This is a genomic window from Sphingobium sp. B12D2B (assembly GCF_025961775.1).
Lineage (GTDB): Bacteria > Pseudomonadota > Alphaproteobacteria > Sphingomonadales > Sphingomonadaceae > Sphingobium.
The window spans coordinates 2,444,437-2,460,399 of the sequence record NZ_JAOQOH010000001.1 but is presented as its reverse complement, the minus strand read 5'-3'; the positions used below and the strand labels follow the sequence as shown (position 1 = coordinate 2,460,399).

General features: G+C 61.9%; 14 protein-coding genes. 8 read left to right on the top strand and 6 right to left on the bottom strand.

Going from position 1 to position 15,963, the window contains the following annotated elements:
• Positions 1 to 164 precede the first annotated feature (164 nt).
• Positions 165 to 548, bottom strand: coding sequence for a hypothetical protein (locus M2335_RS11690; RefSeq protein ID WP_264594796.1), 384 nt, complete (start codon positions 546 to 548; stop codon positions 165 to 167).
• A gap of 371 nt (positions 549 to 919) precedes the next feature.
• Between M2335_RS11690 and M2335_RS11685 the strand changes: the two genes are divergently transcribed.
• Positions 920 to 1,714 carry a response regulator gene (locus M2335_RS11685; protein ID WP_264574992.1) on the top strand — a complete coding sequence of 265 codons (795 nt, stop codon included), beginning with the start codon at positions 920 to 922 and terminating at the stop codon, positions 1,712 to 1,714.
• Here M2335_RS11685 and M2335_RS11680 read toward each other — a convergent pair.
• On the bottom strand, positions 1,711 to 3,372 hold the full coding sequence (locus M2335_RS11680; RefSeq protein ID WP_264569907.1) for a CHASE domain-containing protein: 1,662 nt from the start codon (positions 3,370 to 3,372) through the stop codon (positions 1,711 to 1,713). The genes M2335_RS11685 and M2335_RS11680 overlap by 4 nt on opposite strands.
• Before the next feature lie 106 nt (positions 3,373 to 3,478).
• Between M2335_RS11680 and M2335_RS11675 the strand changes: the two genes are divergently transcribed.
• The 5 genes from M2335_RS11675 (at position 3,479) to M2335_RS11655 (ending at position 5,746) form a co-directional block, all read left to right on the top strand.
• Complete coding sequence (locus tag M2335_RS11675; protein WP_264594795.1) at positions 3,479 to 3,982, top strand: Dps family protein; 504 nt, start codon at positions 3,479 to 3,481, stop codon at positions 3,980 to 3,982.
• Between the two features lie 122 nt (positions 3,983 to 4,104).
• A complete protein-coding gene (locus tag M2335_RS11670) occupies positions 4,105 to 4,278 on the top strand; it encodes a NepR family anti-sigma factor (RefSeq protein WP_264569909.1) in 174 nt (57 codons plus the stop codon).
• A 31-nt stretch (positions 4,279 to 4,309) separates the two neighbouring features.
• Complete coding sequence (locus M2335_RS11665; protein WP_264588332.1) at positions 4,310 to 4,849, top strand: sigma-70 family RNA polymerase sigma factor; 540 nt, start codon at positions 4,310 to 4,312, stop codon at positions 4,847 to 4,849.
• 111 nt (positions 4,850 to 4,960) lie between these two features.
• Positions 4,961 to 5,326, top strand: a complete 366-nt coding sequence (locus M2335_RS11660) for a response regulator (protein ID WP_264594794.1) — start codon at positions 4,961 to 4,963, stop codon at positions 5,324 to 5,326.
• Between the two features lie 150 nt (positions 5,327 to 5,476).
• Positions 5,477 to 5,746 (top strand): GlsB/YeaQ/YmgE family stress response membrane protein, encoded by a 270-nt coding sequence (locus M2335_RS11655; RefSeq protein ID WP_264594793.1) that lies wholly within the window; start codon positions 5,477 to 5,479, stop codon positions 5,744 to 5,746.
• A 67-nt stretch (positions 5,747 to 5,813) separates the two neighbouring features.
• Here the strand turns inward: M2335_RS11655 and M2335_RS11650 are convergent, their stop codons facing one another.
• The 3 genes from M2335_RS11650 to M2335_RS11640 form a co-directional block, all read right to left on the bottom strand.
• A complete protein-coding gene (locus tag M2335_RS11650) occupies positions 5,814 to 8,135 on the bottom strand; it encodes an EAL domain-containing protein (RefSeq protein ID WP_264574848.1) in 2,322 nt (773 codons plus the stop codon).
• Positions 8,136 to 8,334: 199 nt separating this feature from the next.
• Positions 8,335 to 10,452, bottom strand: coding sequence for a peptidase domain-containing ABC transporter (locus tag M2335_RS11645; RefSeq protein WP_264594792.1), 2,118 nt, complete (start codon positions 10,450 to 10,452; stop codon positions 8,335 to 8,337).
• Complete coding sequence (locus M2335_RS11640; RefSeq protein ID WP_264574850.1) at positions 10,453 to 11,010, bottom strand: HlyD family secretion protein; 558 nt, start codon at positions 11,008 to 11,010, stop codon at positions 10,453 to 10,455.
• Between the two features lie 565 nt (positions 11,011 to 11,575).
• Between M2335_RS11640 and M2335_RS11635 the strand changes: the two genes are divergently transcribed.
• Complete coding sequence (locus tag M2335_RS11635; RefSeq protein ID WP_264594791.1) at positions 11,576 to 13,021, top strand: FAD-binding oxidoreductase; 1,446 nt, start codon at positions 11,576 to 11,578, stop codon at positions 13,019 to 13,021.
• A gap of 116 nt (positions 13,022 to 13,137) precedes the next feature.
• Positions 13,138 to 13,911 carry a glycosyltransferase family 25 protein gene (locus M2335_RS11630; protein ID WP_264594790.1) on the top strand — a complete coding sequence of 258 codons (774 nt, stop codon included), beginning with the start codon at positions 13,138 to 13,140 and terminating at the stop codon, positions 13,909 to 13,911.
• Here M2335_RS11630 and M2335_RS11625 read toward each other — a convergent pair.
• Complete coding sequence (locus tag M2335_RS11625) at positions 13,908 to 15,821, bottom strand: PAS domain-containing sensor histidine kinase (protein ID WP_264594789.1); 1,914 nt, start codon at positions 15,819 to 15,821, stop codon at positions 13,908 to 13,910. The genes M2335_RS11630 and M2335_RS11625 overlap by 4 nt on opposite strands.
• Between the last annotated feature and the right edge of the window lie 142 nt (positions 15,822 to 15,963).

Genomic DNA, 15,963 nt, shown 5'->3' with positions numbered 1-15,963 from the left:
CCTTTGACTGTCCGAGGCGAAGGAGGGGATCTGGCACCACCGGGCTAGCAGCATCTAAAATAGCCTGATGGTGCCAGATCTGCCCGTTAAACGAGCTATAGACGGGTTCGTTCCGGCCTTCGAAAACTTTCTCGCTTAATTTGGCAGAGAATGGTTTTCGCTTATTAACCCTCTGAAGAATCGTCTGATTCGTCAGTGTCTTGCTGCGCGCGCCATGCGAGATATCCCACCGTCGCAGCGGTCAGTCCGACGGCAACGAGCAGGGCGGGGTGGCGGCGGACGAACCGGGCGGCCGGCGAAGCCGCGAGCCCTGAGGGTTTCATGCCGGGCACATGATCGCGCACATTCTCAACGAGGGATTTCGAGCCCTTCGAAACCTTGCGCGCTGTGTCCTTCCCCAACCGGGATGCCCGGCGGCCGGCCTCGTCCGCCAGCGTTGTTGCCCTGGCAAGACCACGCTCGGCAATATCCTCCGCGCGGGAGCGAAGCGTTATGATCACGTCGCGGCCGTCTTCCAGAGGCGTGGAACGGTTTGTGCGAATGTGCATGGCTTAACTCCTCGTGATAACCTTCCTGAACCCAACGGCGGTTCGGACGGATGGTTCCTCTGTTCGCCGCGCGGGCACGGGCTCAGCAAAGAAGAGAAGAGATAATGTGGGGTGGTTGACCGGTTTCCGCACTTTGGGGGGTGAGGAGGAGCGGAAACCGGTCAAGTGACGCTGACATTATCGGGGGCAGACTAATGTCAATGCTGATCCTCAAATGCACCTGAATCGCGTTGGTTCCCGAGGTTTGCAAAAATAAATTTCTTGTGGGGAACCCTGTCGAAACCGTACATTCCGCGCACTTTTGGTGCTCCACCGCGTCATGCGGTGTTCTTGGTTGTGGGCGCTGGCTGAAATGCAGGAGACACGTTCATATGGCTCTATCCGACCTTATCGCGCGGCAACTTCCTTATCTGCGGCGATATGCTCGAATTCTGACGGGGTCTCAGTCGCTGGGTGACAGTTTCGTGCGGGAGCTTCTGGAGGCGGCGTTGGCCGATTCCAGCCTTCGCGAGCAAATCTCCACGTCGCGGACCGGGCTGTTCAGTGCCTTCTCGCGCATCTACGCTTCAGCCGGCGCCGAGCTGTCGATGAGCGGCGGCCTCGGCTCGGATGAAGGCACGACTGCCAGCAATCGCCTCGAACTGGTGACGCCACTGGCACGTCAGGCGCTGCTGCTGAACGCCGTGGAAGATTTTTCGGAAAGCGAGATCGCTGAGATTCTCGACTGCCCCGAGGACGACGTTCGCGAAATGATCGACAGCGCGCTGGCGGATATCGATTCCAGCAGCCGTCTCAATGTGCTGATCATCGAGGATGAGCCACTCATCGCGTTCCAGATCGAGGAGATCGTGACCTCCATCGGCCATGTCGCAGTGGGCACCGCTGCGACGCACGCGCAGGCGGTCGCGCTGTTCGATCAGCACCGGCCGGATCTCGTGCTGGCCGATATTCAGCTGGCGGACGGCAGTTCGGGGATCGATGCAGTCAACGAGATCCTGGGCAAGTTCTCGGTCCCGGTGATCTTCATCACCGCTTTCCCGGAGCGCTTGCTCACCGGCGAACGCCCCGAGCCGACCTATCTGATCACCAAGCCGTTCAGCGACGACTTCGTTCGCGCCACGATCGGGCAGGTCGCGTTCTTCGGGTCCACGGCGCCGCTGCGTTAAGCGGCGCCATCCTTCCTGCGCAACTGGAATGATTTCGGTTTGCGCAGGGGGATATCGAACGTGCACATGAGGCCGCTCGACAAAAAGTCGATGCGGATCGGTGTTCCCAACTCGTGGGCCAAAGCCCGTTCGATCAGGTTCAGGCCAAAGCCGCGCTTGACCGGTTCCACAACCGGCGGACCGCCGCGCTCTTCCCACGATACCGAGATCTTCTCGTCTCCCACCGACCAGTGCAGATGCACTTCGCCCTGATCGGCGGACAAGGCGCCATATCGTGTCGCGTTGGTGAGCAGCTCGTGCAGTGCCAAGCCGATGGACAGCGCATCGTTGGGCGAGATTAGCACATTGGGGCCATCGGACACGATGCGGCCGCGGGCGTGGCCATGCGATCCCAATTGCGTCTCAATCAACGCCTTGAGGTCCGTTGGCCCCCATTGCGCGCCATCCAGCAAAGAGTGGCTGGCGGCTAACGCGCGCACTCGCTCCATCAGATTGTCGGCAAAGCTGTTAATGTCGGTCGCGTTTCGACGGGTCAGGGCGATGATTGACGTGACGTTGGAGAGCGAGTTCTTCACCCGGTGATTGAGTTCGCGCACGAAGGCGGCGCGTTCCGCCTCGCGCTCGGCCTGCGCATTGACGAGCGCGACGAGATCCTCGTTGCGGCGCTGCACGAGCAGGATGTACGCGAGCAGCAGCATCGAAAAGGAGACGCCGCCGACCAGCACGACCAGTGTGAGGGGGTAGAGCCAGTGCTCACCGGCCGGATAGAAGCGCACGGACCATTGCTGGTCGAACAGGGAAAAGCGCTGCTCCAGCGGCCTTTCCACTCTCTCGCTATCGCCGGCGGCAAAGATGCGCTCCTGCCCATCCGGTGTGGTATCGAAAATCTCGATCCGGCCGGTTTCCAGCAGGGATGGTTTCACAGCGGCGCGAATGAATTCCTCGACCCGGATGGCGCCATAGATGAAGCCATTGACTGGGCCCTCATCATTCTGCGCGACCGGGAGCAGAACGACGATGCCGGTGTTGTGGTCGGCATTCTCGTCGACCTTCAGCTTGACCGGGTCTGTTGCGGCCATCGAGCGGGTGCGCAGAGCCCGGTCGATGGCAGCAGCGCGCCGTGCGTCGCTGTGAATATCGAAGCCGAGAACGCGGCGATTGGCCAAGGAATTGGGCTCGACGATGGTGATGATATACATCGGCTGCTTGGATTGCGCGGGGGCCGGGTTGACGGCAAAGTTCTCATATCCCGCTTCCCGCATTCTTGAGGTCAATTCCGGCAATTCCGCGGCGGTGGTGTGGCGCGCCCAGCCAATGGCCACGACACCCGTAAAATCATAATCCTGGCGGAGGCGGGTGATGAAGTCGCGAAAGAACTCGGGGCTGACCCCGTCTGCGCTGAGAAAGAGTGCGCTGGTGGCCTGGAAATAGGCGGAACTGGCGGCTGCCTGCCGCTGCAGAGCGGCCACGATCTCCCCGGCCTGCATGACGGCGGCCGCTCGCCGCGTCCGCTCGGACGCGACTTCGACGGACCAGGCACTGGCCCCAACAAGCGTGAGCGAAAACAGGAAGACCCCGATCGGCGTCGCCCGGGGATACTCTCTTAACCAGCTATCGAAGCGTCGCTTGGCACGTTTGCCAATATCCCAATTCACCATGAACCCAAATTACCAAAGAGGTGCCAAAGCGCCGTGATCCGTTAGATCGGAACTCTTTCCCCTTGGGATCGTTCCCCCACTCGTACGCCCCCAGCGGAGATCAGTGATGGCGAATAGCGCCCTGAATGCAAAGCCCAAAGATGCGGCCTTCAACACCGGGATCGATCGGCAGAATGTCGATGCGATTGCCGACAAGCTTGCCGATGCTCTGGCTGACAGTTTCTCGCTGTATCTCAAGACGCTGGGTGTACATTGGAACATCGTCGGGCCGAGCTTCTTTGGTCTGCACAAGCTGACCGAAGCCCAATATGAGGATCTGGCGCTGGCCATCGACGCGCTGGCGGAGCGCATTCGGGCGCTTGGCCACATCGCTCCTGCAGCCTTTGGCGACTATGCCGAGCGCAGCGTGGTGGAGAGCAGCAAGACGGTCCAGTCCTCCGCCGAGATGATTGATGCGCTGATCAAGGATAACGAAGCGGTCGCCCGGCGTCTTCGTGAGGCTGTCGCGGTCGCCGAAGGAGGCGACGATGTCTTTAGTGCAGACATGTTGACAGCTCGCATCGGAAAGCATGAGGAAAATGTCTGGATGTTGCGCGCTGTCGCGGCGTGAGCTGCGCTCCGGAACGCACATCAGTCACTTTACGAGGGGGCGGGAATTGGATTTCAGAGGTTTTGGGAACGGTTGTGCAGTCACATCTCAACAATTCTATATTCTGCGAGGCAAGTAGGGGCATGTCCAGCACGCCTGAAAAGCCCGGAAAGAACTCCGTGCAGCGCAGTGGTCGCGCAAAACCCGTTTGGGCCGAAGGCTTGAGGCGGATGTACGATGAAGTCGTCGACGAGCAATTGCCGGACGACTTCGTGGCGCTCCTCAAGAAGCTGGATAAAAGCGGTGACAGCCAGTAACATCCCGAAAAATTATGATTTTCGTACGGAGATGACCGGCGTACTTCCGCACCTTCGCGCTTTCGCGAGAGGCCTGTGCGGTCGCCCGGACTATGCCGACGACCTCGTTCAGGAAACGATGCTCAAGGCTTGGGCCGCGCGGGATTCCTTCCAGCCCGGCACGAGCATGCGCAGCTGGACGTTCGTCATTCTGCGCAACGTCTATCTGAGCGAAGCGCGACGCAACCGGTTCCGCGGCGATTATGATCCCGACCTTGCCGAAAAGCTGCTGAGCCAGCCCGCCGGGCAGGAAGACGGCCTTCACATGGGCGATCTGCGGGCCGCGATGATGCGCCTGTCGCCCGAACGTCGCGAGGCTTTGCTGCTCGTCGGGGCCGGTGGCTTCAGCTATGAGGAAGCCGCGGACATCGCCCAATGTGCGGTCGGCACGATGAAAAGCCGCGTCGCGCGCGCGCGCCGGAGCCTGGAAGATATGCTCGGCGACGAGGGTGAGAAGAGCGGGCGCTCGAAGAGCCGCGCCGTCTCTCACACGGAAATGCTGGCGGATCTCGACAAGGTCGCCAGCCTTTAATCTCGAAACAAGCGTAAAGACCCGCACTTGGTTCGGTCCATCGCAACGCTGTGGATCGCCTCGGGCGGGTGCGCATAGTCATCCCGTCAATCCTTGCTAACAGGCTCGCCCTTGTCGCCACGCCCCCACGCCGTTCTTCTGGTCGAAGATAATCCGATCATCGCGATGAATACCGAAGCCCTGCTCGAAGACCTGGGCATCACGGATGTGCGGGTGGCCGCCAACCTCGCCGAGGCGCTGGCATTCGTGAACGAGGTCGCGTTCGATTTCGGGCTGCTCGATCTCAAGCTTGGGGATGAGGAAGACAGCCTTCCCGTCGCGGCCCGTCTCGCGGACAAGGGCGTCCCGTTCGCCTTCGCAACCGGCGCGGGTGACGCGATGTACGGGGCGGAACGTCAGAACGCGGTGGCTATTCTCAAGAAGCCCTATCGCCTCGAAGACTTGCGGCGCGTGATCGAGGCGCAATTGGGCCTGTAACTTGTGTAAAGTTACGGCCGCAAGATGGGCCCATGTCGCACCCTGCACTCCATTCAAGATGACGGCATTTGTCAACTATCCGTTCAGCAAGAACGGAACGAATTCCTCAGACAATTGTTTTGCCTTCAACATCACTGAGGGAGACGGAATATGGGCCTTATCATTCTTCTTATTGTCGGTGGCATTGTTGGTTGGCTTGCCAGTCTGATCATGCGCACCGATGCCCAGCAAGGCATTTTGCTGAATATCGTGGTGGGTATTGTCGGTGCGGTTCTCGCCGGCTTCCTGCTGTCCCCGATCCTCGGCGCCGCCCCGATCACGTCGGGCGCGATCAATCTGACCTCCATTGTCATTTCGCTGCTTGGCGCCATCGTGCTGCTTGCGATCGTCAATCTGGTTCGTCGCGGTTCGGTGCGGTAAATAGCCCGACATAAATGCCAAAGAAAAAGGCGCCGGGTCTTCGATCCGGCGCCTTTTTCGTTGCCTGTTATGCTGCGGAAAGGGCGCTCTTGCGAGCTCGGCTCGCAGCCTTGCGGTTCGCCGCTTGGAGATTGGCAAGAAAGTCGGGAAGCGCGACCGGGCGACCGATATGATAGCCCTGGATGATGTCGCATTCCATGGCGGCCAGTGCCTGCAAGACATTCTCGTCCTCCACGCCCTCGGCAACCACCTGCATGTCGAGCTCATGGGCCAGCTTGATGGTGGAATTGATCAGCACCGCATCGCTGCGGCTGGTGAGGATTTGCCGCACGAAGCTCTGGTCAATCTTGAGTTCGGACGCCGGCAAGCGCTTGAGATAGGATAGCGTCGATTGGCCGGTGCCATAATCATCGATGGAGATGTGCACGCCCATCGCCCGGAGCGACTCCAGTTCGGCGATGCCCTGTTCGTCCGCCATGCTGGCCGATTCTGTGATCTCCAACGTAAGATTTTCGGCAGGCATTCCGTAAGTGTCGAGCAGCAGGCGGAGCGGCGCCTCCAGCTTGTTCTTGCCGACCATGCGCATCGAGAGATTGACCGCGACCGAGAGATTGAGCGGCGCGAAGTCGGCAATGGCGCGTTCGAGCACATAGAGCGTCAGCCGCTCAATGCGCCCCGCATCTTCGATGGCGCGGACGAACCGGTCCGGCCGGATAAAGCCCCGCTCGGGGTGAATCCAGCGGATCAGCGCTTCGGCGCTGGTGATGCGATTGCCGTGCAGGTCCAGCTTGGGTTGGTAGGCCACCCACACATCACCCCGGCGCAGCGCCTGCTCGAACTCGTTGAGAATGGAGAGCTTCCAGAACAGCTCGTCCTCCTCGGTCTCGTAGCGCTCCCACAAGATGCCGCGATTGGTGGCGTTGGTCGCCGCGAGGACTGCCTTGGGAATGGCTTCGGACACGCTCATGTCCGGCTTGTCGCAAAAGCCTGCGTGCAAAGTGATGTCGACCGTGAGCTGTTCGACCTGAACCCCCGGCGCGAACAGCGCTTCCAGACCCTCAAGACTGTCGACCACCTGAGGCACATCCTCCCGGCTCCGCCAGGCAAAGCTGTGATTGTCGATCTGGTAGATCCGCTCGTGGCCTGCGGCGAGGATGAGGCGGTCGCGAATCTTGGCGAGCAGCGTGCCCTGCGCCGCGAGGCCAAGCAGCGCCGTCGTTTCCACATAATTGCGCAGGCTGACAACGATCGTCACGCCTTCTTCGCCCTCGTTGAGAACCATGGCGGCCAGATTTGGGAGCCCCGCTTCAGCCGACTTGGTGCTGCGATCCAGCAAGGCCTGCGCGACACTGAGGAGCGACTGTGCGACCAGCGCCGCGACCAGCGTAAGGATCGCCGGGCCGACATCCGGCCGCCAGAGGGTCAGATGTTCCGTGTAAATCTGCGCGGGCACCAGCCCTATGGTTCCGGCCAGATAGAGCGGATAACGAAAGCGGGGCTTGAGCAGGAAGGAGAGGCCGATCAGCGCCAGCGCGAGTAGCATGGCCGGCCACGGCCCCACCTCGACCGGCAGTCCGGCGATCAGCGTTTCCGCTGCGGCGGCAAAGACATAAAGGCTGGAGAGCTTCTCGTGATAGGGGACGTTGAACTGGTCGCCGAAGCCGAAGGCATCGATGCCGACCAGGACCTTCTTGCCCTTGAAAAAGTCCTTGGGGAATTTGCCGGCCAGCACGTCCGAATAGGAAATATGGTCGATCTGGTTCCACCAATAGGACCAATCGATGGGGAAGGAGCCTTCCCCCGGATAGTTGGTGCCGGCAAGCGCCTGGGAAATATCGCGCAATTCCGTACCCAGGACCGGAGCATTGAGCACCAGTCGCCGATAATATTGGTCGGGATCGCTATGCAGCCACACGTTGACGGGCGTGACATAGGGCAGCAACGCCTCCGTCGGCAGCGCCTCGTAGGTTGCCCGCCCATTGGAGCGATTTTCCAGCAGTGCGGCCAGATAGACATCGGCCTTCGAGGCCGCGAGTGCCTTGATGAGCCGGTCGTCCTGCGCAGGGTCCGCTGCAGGTTGGTCGAAAATAATATTGGAGACGATGCGCTCGGCGCCTGCGCGATTCAGGGCATCGATCAGCTCGCCATGGCGCCCGCGCGGCCAGGGCCACGTGCCCAGCGCCTTGATGCTGGGCGTGTCGATCTTAACGATAACCAGCTCGCCGCTCGGCTGCTTGGGAAAGTGCTGGTAGCGCTCGGTGCGCGTCAAATTGTCCAGCGACGTGCCGGCGCCACTCATCATCACGATCATGCCGATGAGGCACGCCGCGGCGAGGATGAGGCTGCGAGCCGACCGGGTCAGTCTCGCAAGGAGGCGCAATCGCAACATGGGTCCACACTCGGGCGGTTCAGTCGCCAGTGGACGTCAATGTCAGGAAACTATGAACAAGTTGTTCACAAGAGATGGAAAGGCTTGTGCGAGGGGACAGGCAGGGAGGTGCGGCGGCGGTCTTCGAGAGCTTGGGCCGACTGTTCGTCGCGACGCGCTGGTGTACCGTCTGCGGTGTGAAACCGGCGTTCTGCTTGCTCTAGCTTGTCGTCGACCGCGGCTGACTATCGCTCGTGACCACCCCGTTCTCCACCCTGATCACCCTGTCGGCGGCGGCAATCGTCTCCGGCCGATGCGCGATAATGAGCCGGGTGATGCCCAATGCAGCGACGGCGCGATTAACCATGGCCTCATGCTCCAGGTCGAGATGGGCGGTGCCTTCATCCAGCAGTAGCAGTGCCGGCTCACGATAGAGCGCGCGGGCAAGGAGGATGCGCTGTTTCTGTCCGCCGGACAGGGTTGAGCCCATATCCCCGACCAGCGTCTCGGTCCGCATCGGCATCGCCTCAATGTCCTCCAGAATGGCAGCGGCTTTGAGGCAATCCCGCAGGCGATCAGGGTCGATCTCCCCAAATGCCGCGACATTATCGGCGATGGACCCAGCATAGAGGACGTCGTCCTGCAGCACCGCAGCGACATACTGGCGAAAGGCGCGGCGGCCGAACTGCGGCAGTGGCTGGCCGTCGATCAGCACCTGCCCCTTGGTCGGATCGATCAGGCCAAGGATGATCTTGGCGAGGGTCGTCTTGCCGCTGCCGGAAGCGCCGGTGATCGCGACATGATCGCCCGGCTTGATGACGAGATCGACGCCCCGCAGCACAGGCGGATCGTGCGGGCCGTAGGCAAAATGCACATCGCGCAGTTCTATCCGGCCGGAGAAGTCGGCGTGGTTCAGTGGTTCGGCAAAGCCCGCATCCTCCTCGCTCTGCACAATGTCCGCGAGCTGATCGAGATGGAGTTCGAGCAAGCGGAGCTTGACGCCTTCATCCAGCAGCGATTGGCCAGCTTGCACAAATTGCGTGCGAAAGGCCAGATAGGCGAACAGGGTGCCGAGCGTGATGGCACCATCCATATTGGCGCGCATGGCGACGAAAATCACTATCACCAGTTCCAGAGCGGGGATCATCGTCTTGGCGGTCTCGTGCCAGGCCTTGACGCGCTCGTGCTGGTAGCGCGCGCCGAGCGCCTCGGTCAGTCGGTTCTGCCAGTAGCTGTGGCGCATCGCTTCGCGGCCGGCGAGGCGCAGCGTGACCATGCCGCGCAAGGTCTCGATGAGCGTGCCCTGTTCGCGGGCGAGGGCCTTCACATATTCCGCCTCACGCTGTTTCTCGCGTGCGAGCAAGGCCAGCCGAACGCCGGAATAAAGGACGAGCCCGACCAGCGTGATCGGTGCCAGTTCGGGCGCGATCAGGAACATCATCACTAGGGTGAGGACCGAGAGCGTGCCATCGATCAACGCGAGCGGCGCGCTTTCGATGAGGAAGCGCTGGATCGGCAGTACGGATTGCACGCGGGTGAGGATGTCTCCCACCTTGCGCTTCTCGAACCAGGCGATGGGCAGGCGGAAGAGGTGGCGGACGATGTTGGAAGTGATGCCGAAAGAGAGCAGAGCGCCTGACGACAGCAGCACATATTTACGCAGCAGCGCCGCGCCGGCACCAATGAGCGCGAGCGCGCCAAATCCCAGCGCCAGCGTGAGCAGCAGGCCGCCGTCCTGCGCAGGCAGAACCTCATCGACGGCGGTGCGCAGATAGAAGGGGCTGGCGAGAATGAAGATCTGCATGACGATGGAGAGGATGACCGTCTGCGCAAAGGTGCGGCGTGCGCCCGTCATGCCGCTCCACAGATCGCGGAAGCGCAGGCGCCGCCTGGCCCGGACGGACTGGAAGTCCTGCGAGGGGCGCAGTTCCAGCGCGACGCCGCTGAAATGGCGTCCCAGTTCGTCGAACTTGTACCAACGCGCGATGCCCACCGGGTCGACGACATAGGCACGGCCCGGCTCGACGCGTTCGAGCACGACAAAGTGGTTCAGATCCCAGTGCAGGATGGCGGGCAGATGCAGAAGATGCAGGCCGGCCAGATCGAGTTTTAGCGGGCGCGGCAGCAGCTGCATGTCGTCCGCAGTCTGCATCAGTTGACGCAGCGTCATGCCCCGCGCGCTCACGCCAAAGCGCTGGCGCAGGGCATTGAGATCAAGCTCATGCCCGTGCCAGTTGGCGACCATTGCCAGCGAGGCGAGACCGCATTCCGCCGCCTCGGTCTGCAGGATCGGGCGAATGCGCCGCCGGCCCATGATTTTGGCAATCAGCGCGTTCATCTAGGACTCGCTGCGGGGAAGGACCGGCGCGAACAGCCAGCGCCACAGGCGGACCCGTTCGATGAGGATAGTCGCGGTGACAGGCTGTCCGTCAATGGCCCTGACCCTGAGGTTGCCCGGCTCTGCGCCTGGCGCTGTCAGATGGATCTCGACCGGCACCGTTGTTTCGCCGGGGTCCATGCGCGTCGCGATCGCCGCAATCGTGCCGCTCAGCGTCGTTGCGTCGGCAGCGCTGCCGCCAGCGAGCGAGACCCGGGCTTGTTGGCCTTGATGAACATCCTTGATCTGGGCGAGCGGCACGGTGACGCGGGCCGTCCATTCCGGCGAGGGGCGCGCTGCGGGTTGGGAAGGGGAGGGCGACGGCGTGTCTGACATGTGCAGGCTTCCCTCGGCCTTGATGGTCCGGCTGAAGCTGCCGAACGCGAGACAGGCTACACCGGCACAGACCAGACCAAGCAACAGCCAGCCGATGGCCTGCCAACGCAGTGGAGGGACGAGGAAAATGTCCCCGTGCAGTCGGTTGTGATGATCGAGTGCTTGTCGCCTGAAGAGTGGCATCCGGTCCCCCTGAGCGGCTTTCTAGGATGCTCTGCTGTCCCGAGGCGATGAAAAAATGCCGTGTCAGGTCATGGCAAATAAAAACCGGGCGGACGATCGCTTATTCGCGCGCGCCCCCCCGGCCATAGGATCAATCTGATCGTGGTGACCAGAAGCGACTGACAAATCAGCCGCGAATGCCACCGCTCGATTCGTGGCTCGGACCACCGCCCGCAACCAGATCGACTTCCTGCTCGCTGAGTTCTTCAACGATCACTTCGTTTACCATCGACGACTCCTGTATTTGGTCGGATCACCCGACCTCGACGACAATAAACTATGGTTAACAAGACGTAAACCAAGTTTACCTTTTTGCACTTAAGGAGCCGCTTGCGCGGCAATTCCACCAAAAATCACATGAATTTAGATACTTAACAGAATTTTGACTGGCTTCGCTAATCGTTGGCCGTCTCAGGGTGAAACAGAGGCGACCCTGGCGGGAGATTTCATGATTCGTTCTATCGCCCTTGGCCTATGCAGGGCGCCACCGGGCGTTATGCTGTGGCGGCAAGAGGAGAGAGGCGGGATGACCCAAGCAACGCTGGACGAGCGCTTACAAAGCTTCGCAGACGAAGCTCAGCGTGGTGCCCATGTCATCGCGCGCCTCCGCCAAGCCTTGGGCGCTGATATCGTGAAGGATGGGACGGACGGCGATTTCGCGCGCCATGTCTCTGATTTCACGAATGTCATGCCGGCGGACATTCCGCTCCCCGGCATCGCCTATCCGCGCACGACCGAGCAGGTCTCGCAGATCATGGCGATCTGCAATGAGGAGCACTGGCCGGTCGTGCCACAGGGCGGCTTGACCAGCCTGTGCGCCGGCGGCCTCGCGGATCGACCCTGCTTGTTGCTGTCGCTCGAACGAATGCGCGGCATCGAGGAATTGGACGAGGCTGGCCGCACGATGACCGTGTTGGCCGGAACGGTGCTGGAGACCGTTCAACGCGCCGCCGACGAGGCCGGCTTCCTGTTCCCGCTCGATCTTGGCGGACGCGGAACGGCGCAGGTCGGCGGCAATGCGGCCACCAATGCTGGCGGCAACCGCGTGCTGCGCTATGGCATGATGCGCGATCTCATTCTGGGCGTTGAAGCGGTGCTGCCGGATGGCACGATCATCTCGTCGCTCAATGTAATGATCAAGAACAACGCCGGTTACGATCTCAAGCATCTCTTCATCGGCAGCGAGGGCACGCTCGGTGTTATCACCCGGCTGGTGCTGCGGATGTTCCCCAAGCCACGCAGCGCCTGCACCGCCGTGGTGGCGGTCGAGGATTATGCGGCCACGCTGGAGTTGCTCAAACAATGCAATTCGGCATTCGCGAGCACCTTGTCCGCCTTTGAGGTGATGTGGCCGGACTTCTACCAGATCGGCACGACGGCGCTGGGTCGCCAGCCGCCCTTACCGCACGGTTACAGCGTCTATGCGCTAGTCGAAGTCCTTGGGACCGACCCGGAACGCGATCCCGAGCGGTTTGAGGAAGTGCTGGGCGGCATGATCGAATCTGGCCTGGTCAAGGATGCCGTCATCGCCCAGTCGGACAAGCAGCGGCAGGAGATCTGGGCGGTGCGCGATTGCCCCGGTGAGTGGCACAAGGGCGTGCATTGGCCGCAAGTGGCCTTCGATGTGAGCCTGCCGACGCGCAAGATCGGCGATTTCATCCCTTATGTACGCGACTTGCTGCTGGAGCGGTGGCCGGATTGCGTGACGGTCTTCTTCGGCCACCTCGCTGATTCCAACCTCCACCTCTCTGCGCGCGTCCCGCGCGACCCGATGCCCGAGCATGAGATGGAGGCGCTGGTTTACAAGGCGGTCGGCGAATGGGGCGGCTCGATCACCGCCGAGCATGGCATCGGCAGCATCAAGCGCGAATTTCTCCACCACTGCCGTACACCAGAGGAACTGGCGCTGATGCGCACGCTCAAGCGCGCGATGGACCCGAACAATATTCTCAACCCGGGCAAGGTGATCTGAAGCGCTGGCTCGGCTTTGCAATTCCTTAAAGGGAGAAGCCCAGTCTATAGGCCCGTTGAGGGCCGGAGCGAGTCGCGGCTGATCATCCATTATCCAGTCGAGAAGGACCGCAGCCGATGGTAAGCCCAACCCCCGCCGGTCGTGCTCTGCTCGATGCGTTCGATGCCATCCGGATCATCAATCTTCCTCACCGGGCCGACCGGCGCCGCGAGATGGCCGCGCAGTTCAAGCGTCTGGGGCTAGACCTCGATCATCCGAAAATCGCGTTCTTCACGGCGAAGCGCTTTTCGGATGCCGCAGGGTTTCCGACGCCGGGAACGCGAGGGTGCTTCGATAGCCATATGAGCGTGCTGCGGGAGGCGGCGGAGGCGGGGCATCGATCCGTCCTGGTGCTGGAGGATGACTTCGATTTCCATGACCGGATAGATACGGTTCTGCCGGCCGCTCTGGCCAAGCTGGGCGAGCTGGAATGGGACATCTTTTTCGGCAGCCTTCTGCCGGGGCAATATGAAGCGACCGAGCGCCCGCTTGAGCTGATCCCACCCGGCAAAGGGCTTGCCGGCTGCCATTTCTACGCCGTGCGCGGCGATACGATCGGCTTTGCCGCGCACTATTTAGCCGCGATGCTGAAGCGCCCCGCAGGCGGGCGGCATCCGGATGGCGAGCCGATGCATTATGATGGGGCGCTGTCTGTCCTGCGCAACCGCCATCCGGAACTGCGCAGCTATGTCGCCAATCCTGACCTTGGGCACCAACGCCTCTCGCGCACGGACATCCACGATGTTCGCTTTTATGACCGCTTGCCGGTCTTGCGCACCTTTGCATCCTTGCTGCGCCGGGCGATCCGCCTGAGCGGGCGGACCCGGCAAATGGGGCGCAAGTCCGTTTAAACCGCAGGGGTAGGGCGATCCTCCCTGCAACACGCCTGATAGATGGCCTTGGCGAGCTGGTGCTCGCCAAACGGTTTGCTCAGGCGATGGATCTGTCCTTCGGGCAAAACCAGCCCCTCGCCATATCCGCTTGCGATGATGATCGGCATGTCGCTCTGCACGGCGGTGATGGCCGCGGCGAGGTCCGTCCCGGTCATGCCGGGCATGGCCTGATCGGTGATGACCAAGTCGAAGCCGCCATCCTTGAATTTTGAAAGGGCATGAGCGCCGTTGACTGCGCTGACGACCTCGTGCCCCAGATCCTCCAGCAGCGCGACCGTGTTCATCAACACCAGTGCATCGTCATCCACCGCTAGGACACGACATTTGGCTTGCGGCGGCAGCGGCGGTTCCTTCGCAGCGGGCGTGGTTGCCTGTGACTGCTCGGCGGCCTGCGGCAGCCACAATTGCGCAGATGTTCCCTTGCCCGGCGCGCTGGTGAGCGTGAACGCGCCGCCGATCTGGCGCGCAAAGCCATGGATCATGGGGAGGCCAAGGCCCGTGCCCTTGCCAACGCCCTTCGTCGTGAAAAAGGGTTCGGTCGCGCGCCTGAGCGTCTCGGCATCCATGCCGATGCCGCTGTCCACCACAGTCAGAACCACATAATGCCCCGCTTCCAGATCGGCGATCTCATTGCTCCGCACGGTCTGGCGGTTTGCCTTGATGATGATCGCGCCGCCATCCGGCATGGCATCGCGCGCATTCACGGCCAGGTTGAGGATCGCCATTTCGAGTTGATTGGCGTCGGCTTTCACCGCCTGCAGTCCGAGTGGAATGATCATGCTGACGGGCCATTCCGGCCCGATGGTGCGCTGGACGAGTTCGGTCATGCCGCGCAGCAATTCGGGAATATGCACGCGACCGATGGACAGCTCCTGCCGCCGCGCGAAGGCGAGCATGCGCTGGGTCAGCGTCGCGCCCCGATCGACGGCCTGCATGGCATTGTCGAGCAGGCGTTGCGTCTCGGCCTGTTCCGGGATCCGTCGGCGCAGCAGGATGAGGCTGCTGTTGATCGCCATCAGCAAATTGTTGAAGTCATGCGCCACGCCGCCGGTGAGCTGGCCGAGCGCTTCCATCTTCTGAGCCTGGCCTAGCGCCTCGCGCGCTTCGTCCAGCGCGCGCTGGGCTGCCTCCCGCTCCGTAACGTCGCGGGTGATCTTGGCGAAGCCCACCAGCGCGCCGGTCTCATCGCGCAGCGCCTCGATGACGACGCTCGCGCGGAAGCGCTCGCCGCCCTTGCGGACGCGCCAGCCCTCCGCCGTGAACCGACCTTCCGAACGCGCGGTCTCCAGGGCACGTTGCGGCTCGCCGGCTGTGCGATCTTCTTCTTGATAGAATTGCGAGAAATGCTGCCCGAGCACCTCGTCCTTGCGATAGCCCTTGATCCGCTCCGCACCGGCATTCCAGCTGGAAACCATGCCCTCAGGGTCCAGCATGTAGATGGCGTAATCGGTGACGGACTGGACGAGCAGGGCGAACTGTTCTTCGCTTTTACGCAGCGCCTGCTCTGCGAGTTTGCGTTCGGTGAGGTCACGAGTGATCCCGGCATAACCGATCAGCGCGCCGTGTGCGTCCCGAACCGGATCGATGACGACATGCGCCCAGAAGCGCGAGCCATCCTTGCGCAGTCGCCAGCCCTCGGATTCGTGCTTGCCCTGTGTCGCGGCGATCTCCAGCGCGCGCTCGGGCATGCCCTTTTCCACGTCTTCGGCTGTGTAGAAGCGCGAAAAATGCACGCCGATAATGTCTTCCGGCCGGAAGCCCTTGAGCTTTTGCGCGCCTGCGTTCCAGTTCGTGATATGGCCCGTGCGATCCAGCATGCACATGGCATAATCGGTGATGCTTTCGACCAACTGCCGATAGCTCTCCAACGATGCTGCCCTGAGGTCTTCGGATGCCTGCACGTCTCGAACCCGCCGTCTGTTCCCAGTTATGCGCCACAACGCGCGAGGATCGACCCCTGTTCCTTCATTTCTTGGCGCAAGTCGAGCGTGGGGCGCGCAAGACAATTGC

Coding starts and splice junctions, on each gene's coding strand:
- M2335_RS11635 (WP_264594791.1), top strand. CDS start 11,576: ATGACCCAAGCAACGCTGGACGAGCGCTTACAAAGCTTCGCAGACGAA.
- M2335_RS11675 (WP_264594795.1), top strand. CDS start 3,479: ATGGCGAATAGCGCCCTGAATGCAAAGCCCAAAGATGCGGCCTTCAAC.
- M2335_RS11630 (WP_264594790.1), top strand. CDS start 13,138: ATGGTAAGCCCAACCCCCGCCGGTCGTGCTCTGCTCGATGCGTTCGAT.
- M2335_RS11655 (WP_264594793.1), top strand. CDS start 5,477: ATGGGCCTTATCATTCTTCTTATTGTCGGTGGCATTGTTGGTTGGCTT.
- M2335_RS11665 (WP_264588332.1), top strand. CDS start 4,310: ATGACCGGCGTACTTCCGCACCTTCGCGCTTTCGCGAGAGGCCTGTGC.
- M2335_RS11650 (WP_264574848.1), bottom strand. CDS start 8,135: ATGTTGCGATTGCGCCTCCTTGCGAGACTGACCCGGTCGGCTCGCAGC.
- M2335_RS11670 (WP_264569909.1), top strand. CDS start 4,105: ATGTCCAGCACGCCTGAAAAGCCCGGAAAGAACTCCGTGCAGCGCAGT.
- M2335_RS11685 (WP_264574992.1), top strand. CDS start 920: ATGGCTCTATCCGACCTTATCGCGCGGCAACTTCCTTATCTGCGGCGA.
- M2335_RS11680 (WP_264569907.1), bottom strand. CDS start 3,372: ATGGTGAATTGGGATATTGGCAAACGTGCCAAGCGACGCTTCGATAGC.
- M2335_RS11690 (WP_264594796.1), bottom strand. CDS start 548: ATGCACATTCGCACAAACCGTTCCACGCCTCTGGAAGACGGCCGCGAC.
- M2335_RS11645 (WP_264594792.1), bottom strand. CDS start 10,452: ATGAACGCGCTGATTGCCAAAATCATGGGCCGGCGGCGCATTCGCCCG.
- M2335_RS11640 (WP_264574850.1), bottom strand. CDS start 11,010: ATGCCACTCTTCAGGCGACAAGCACTCGATCATCACAACCGACTGCAC.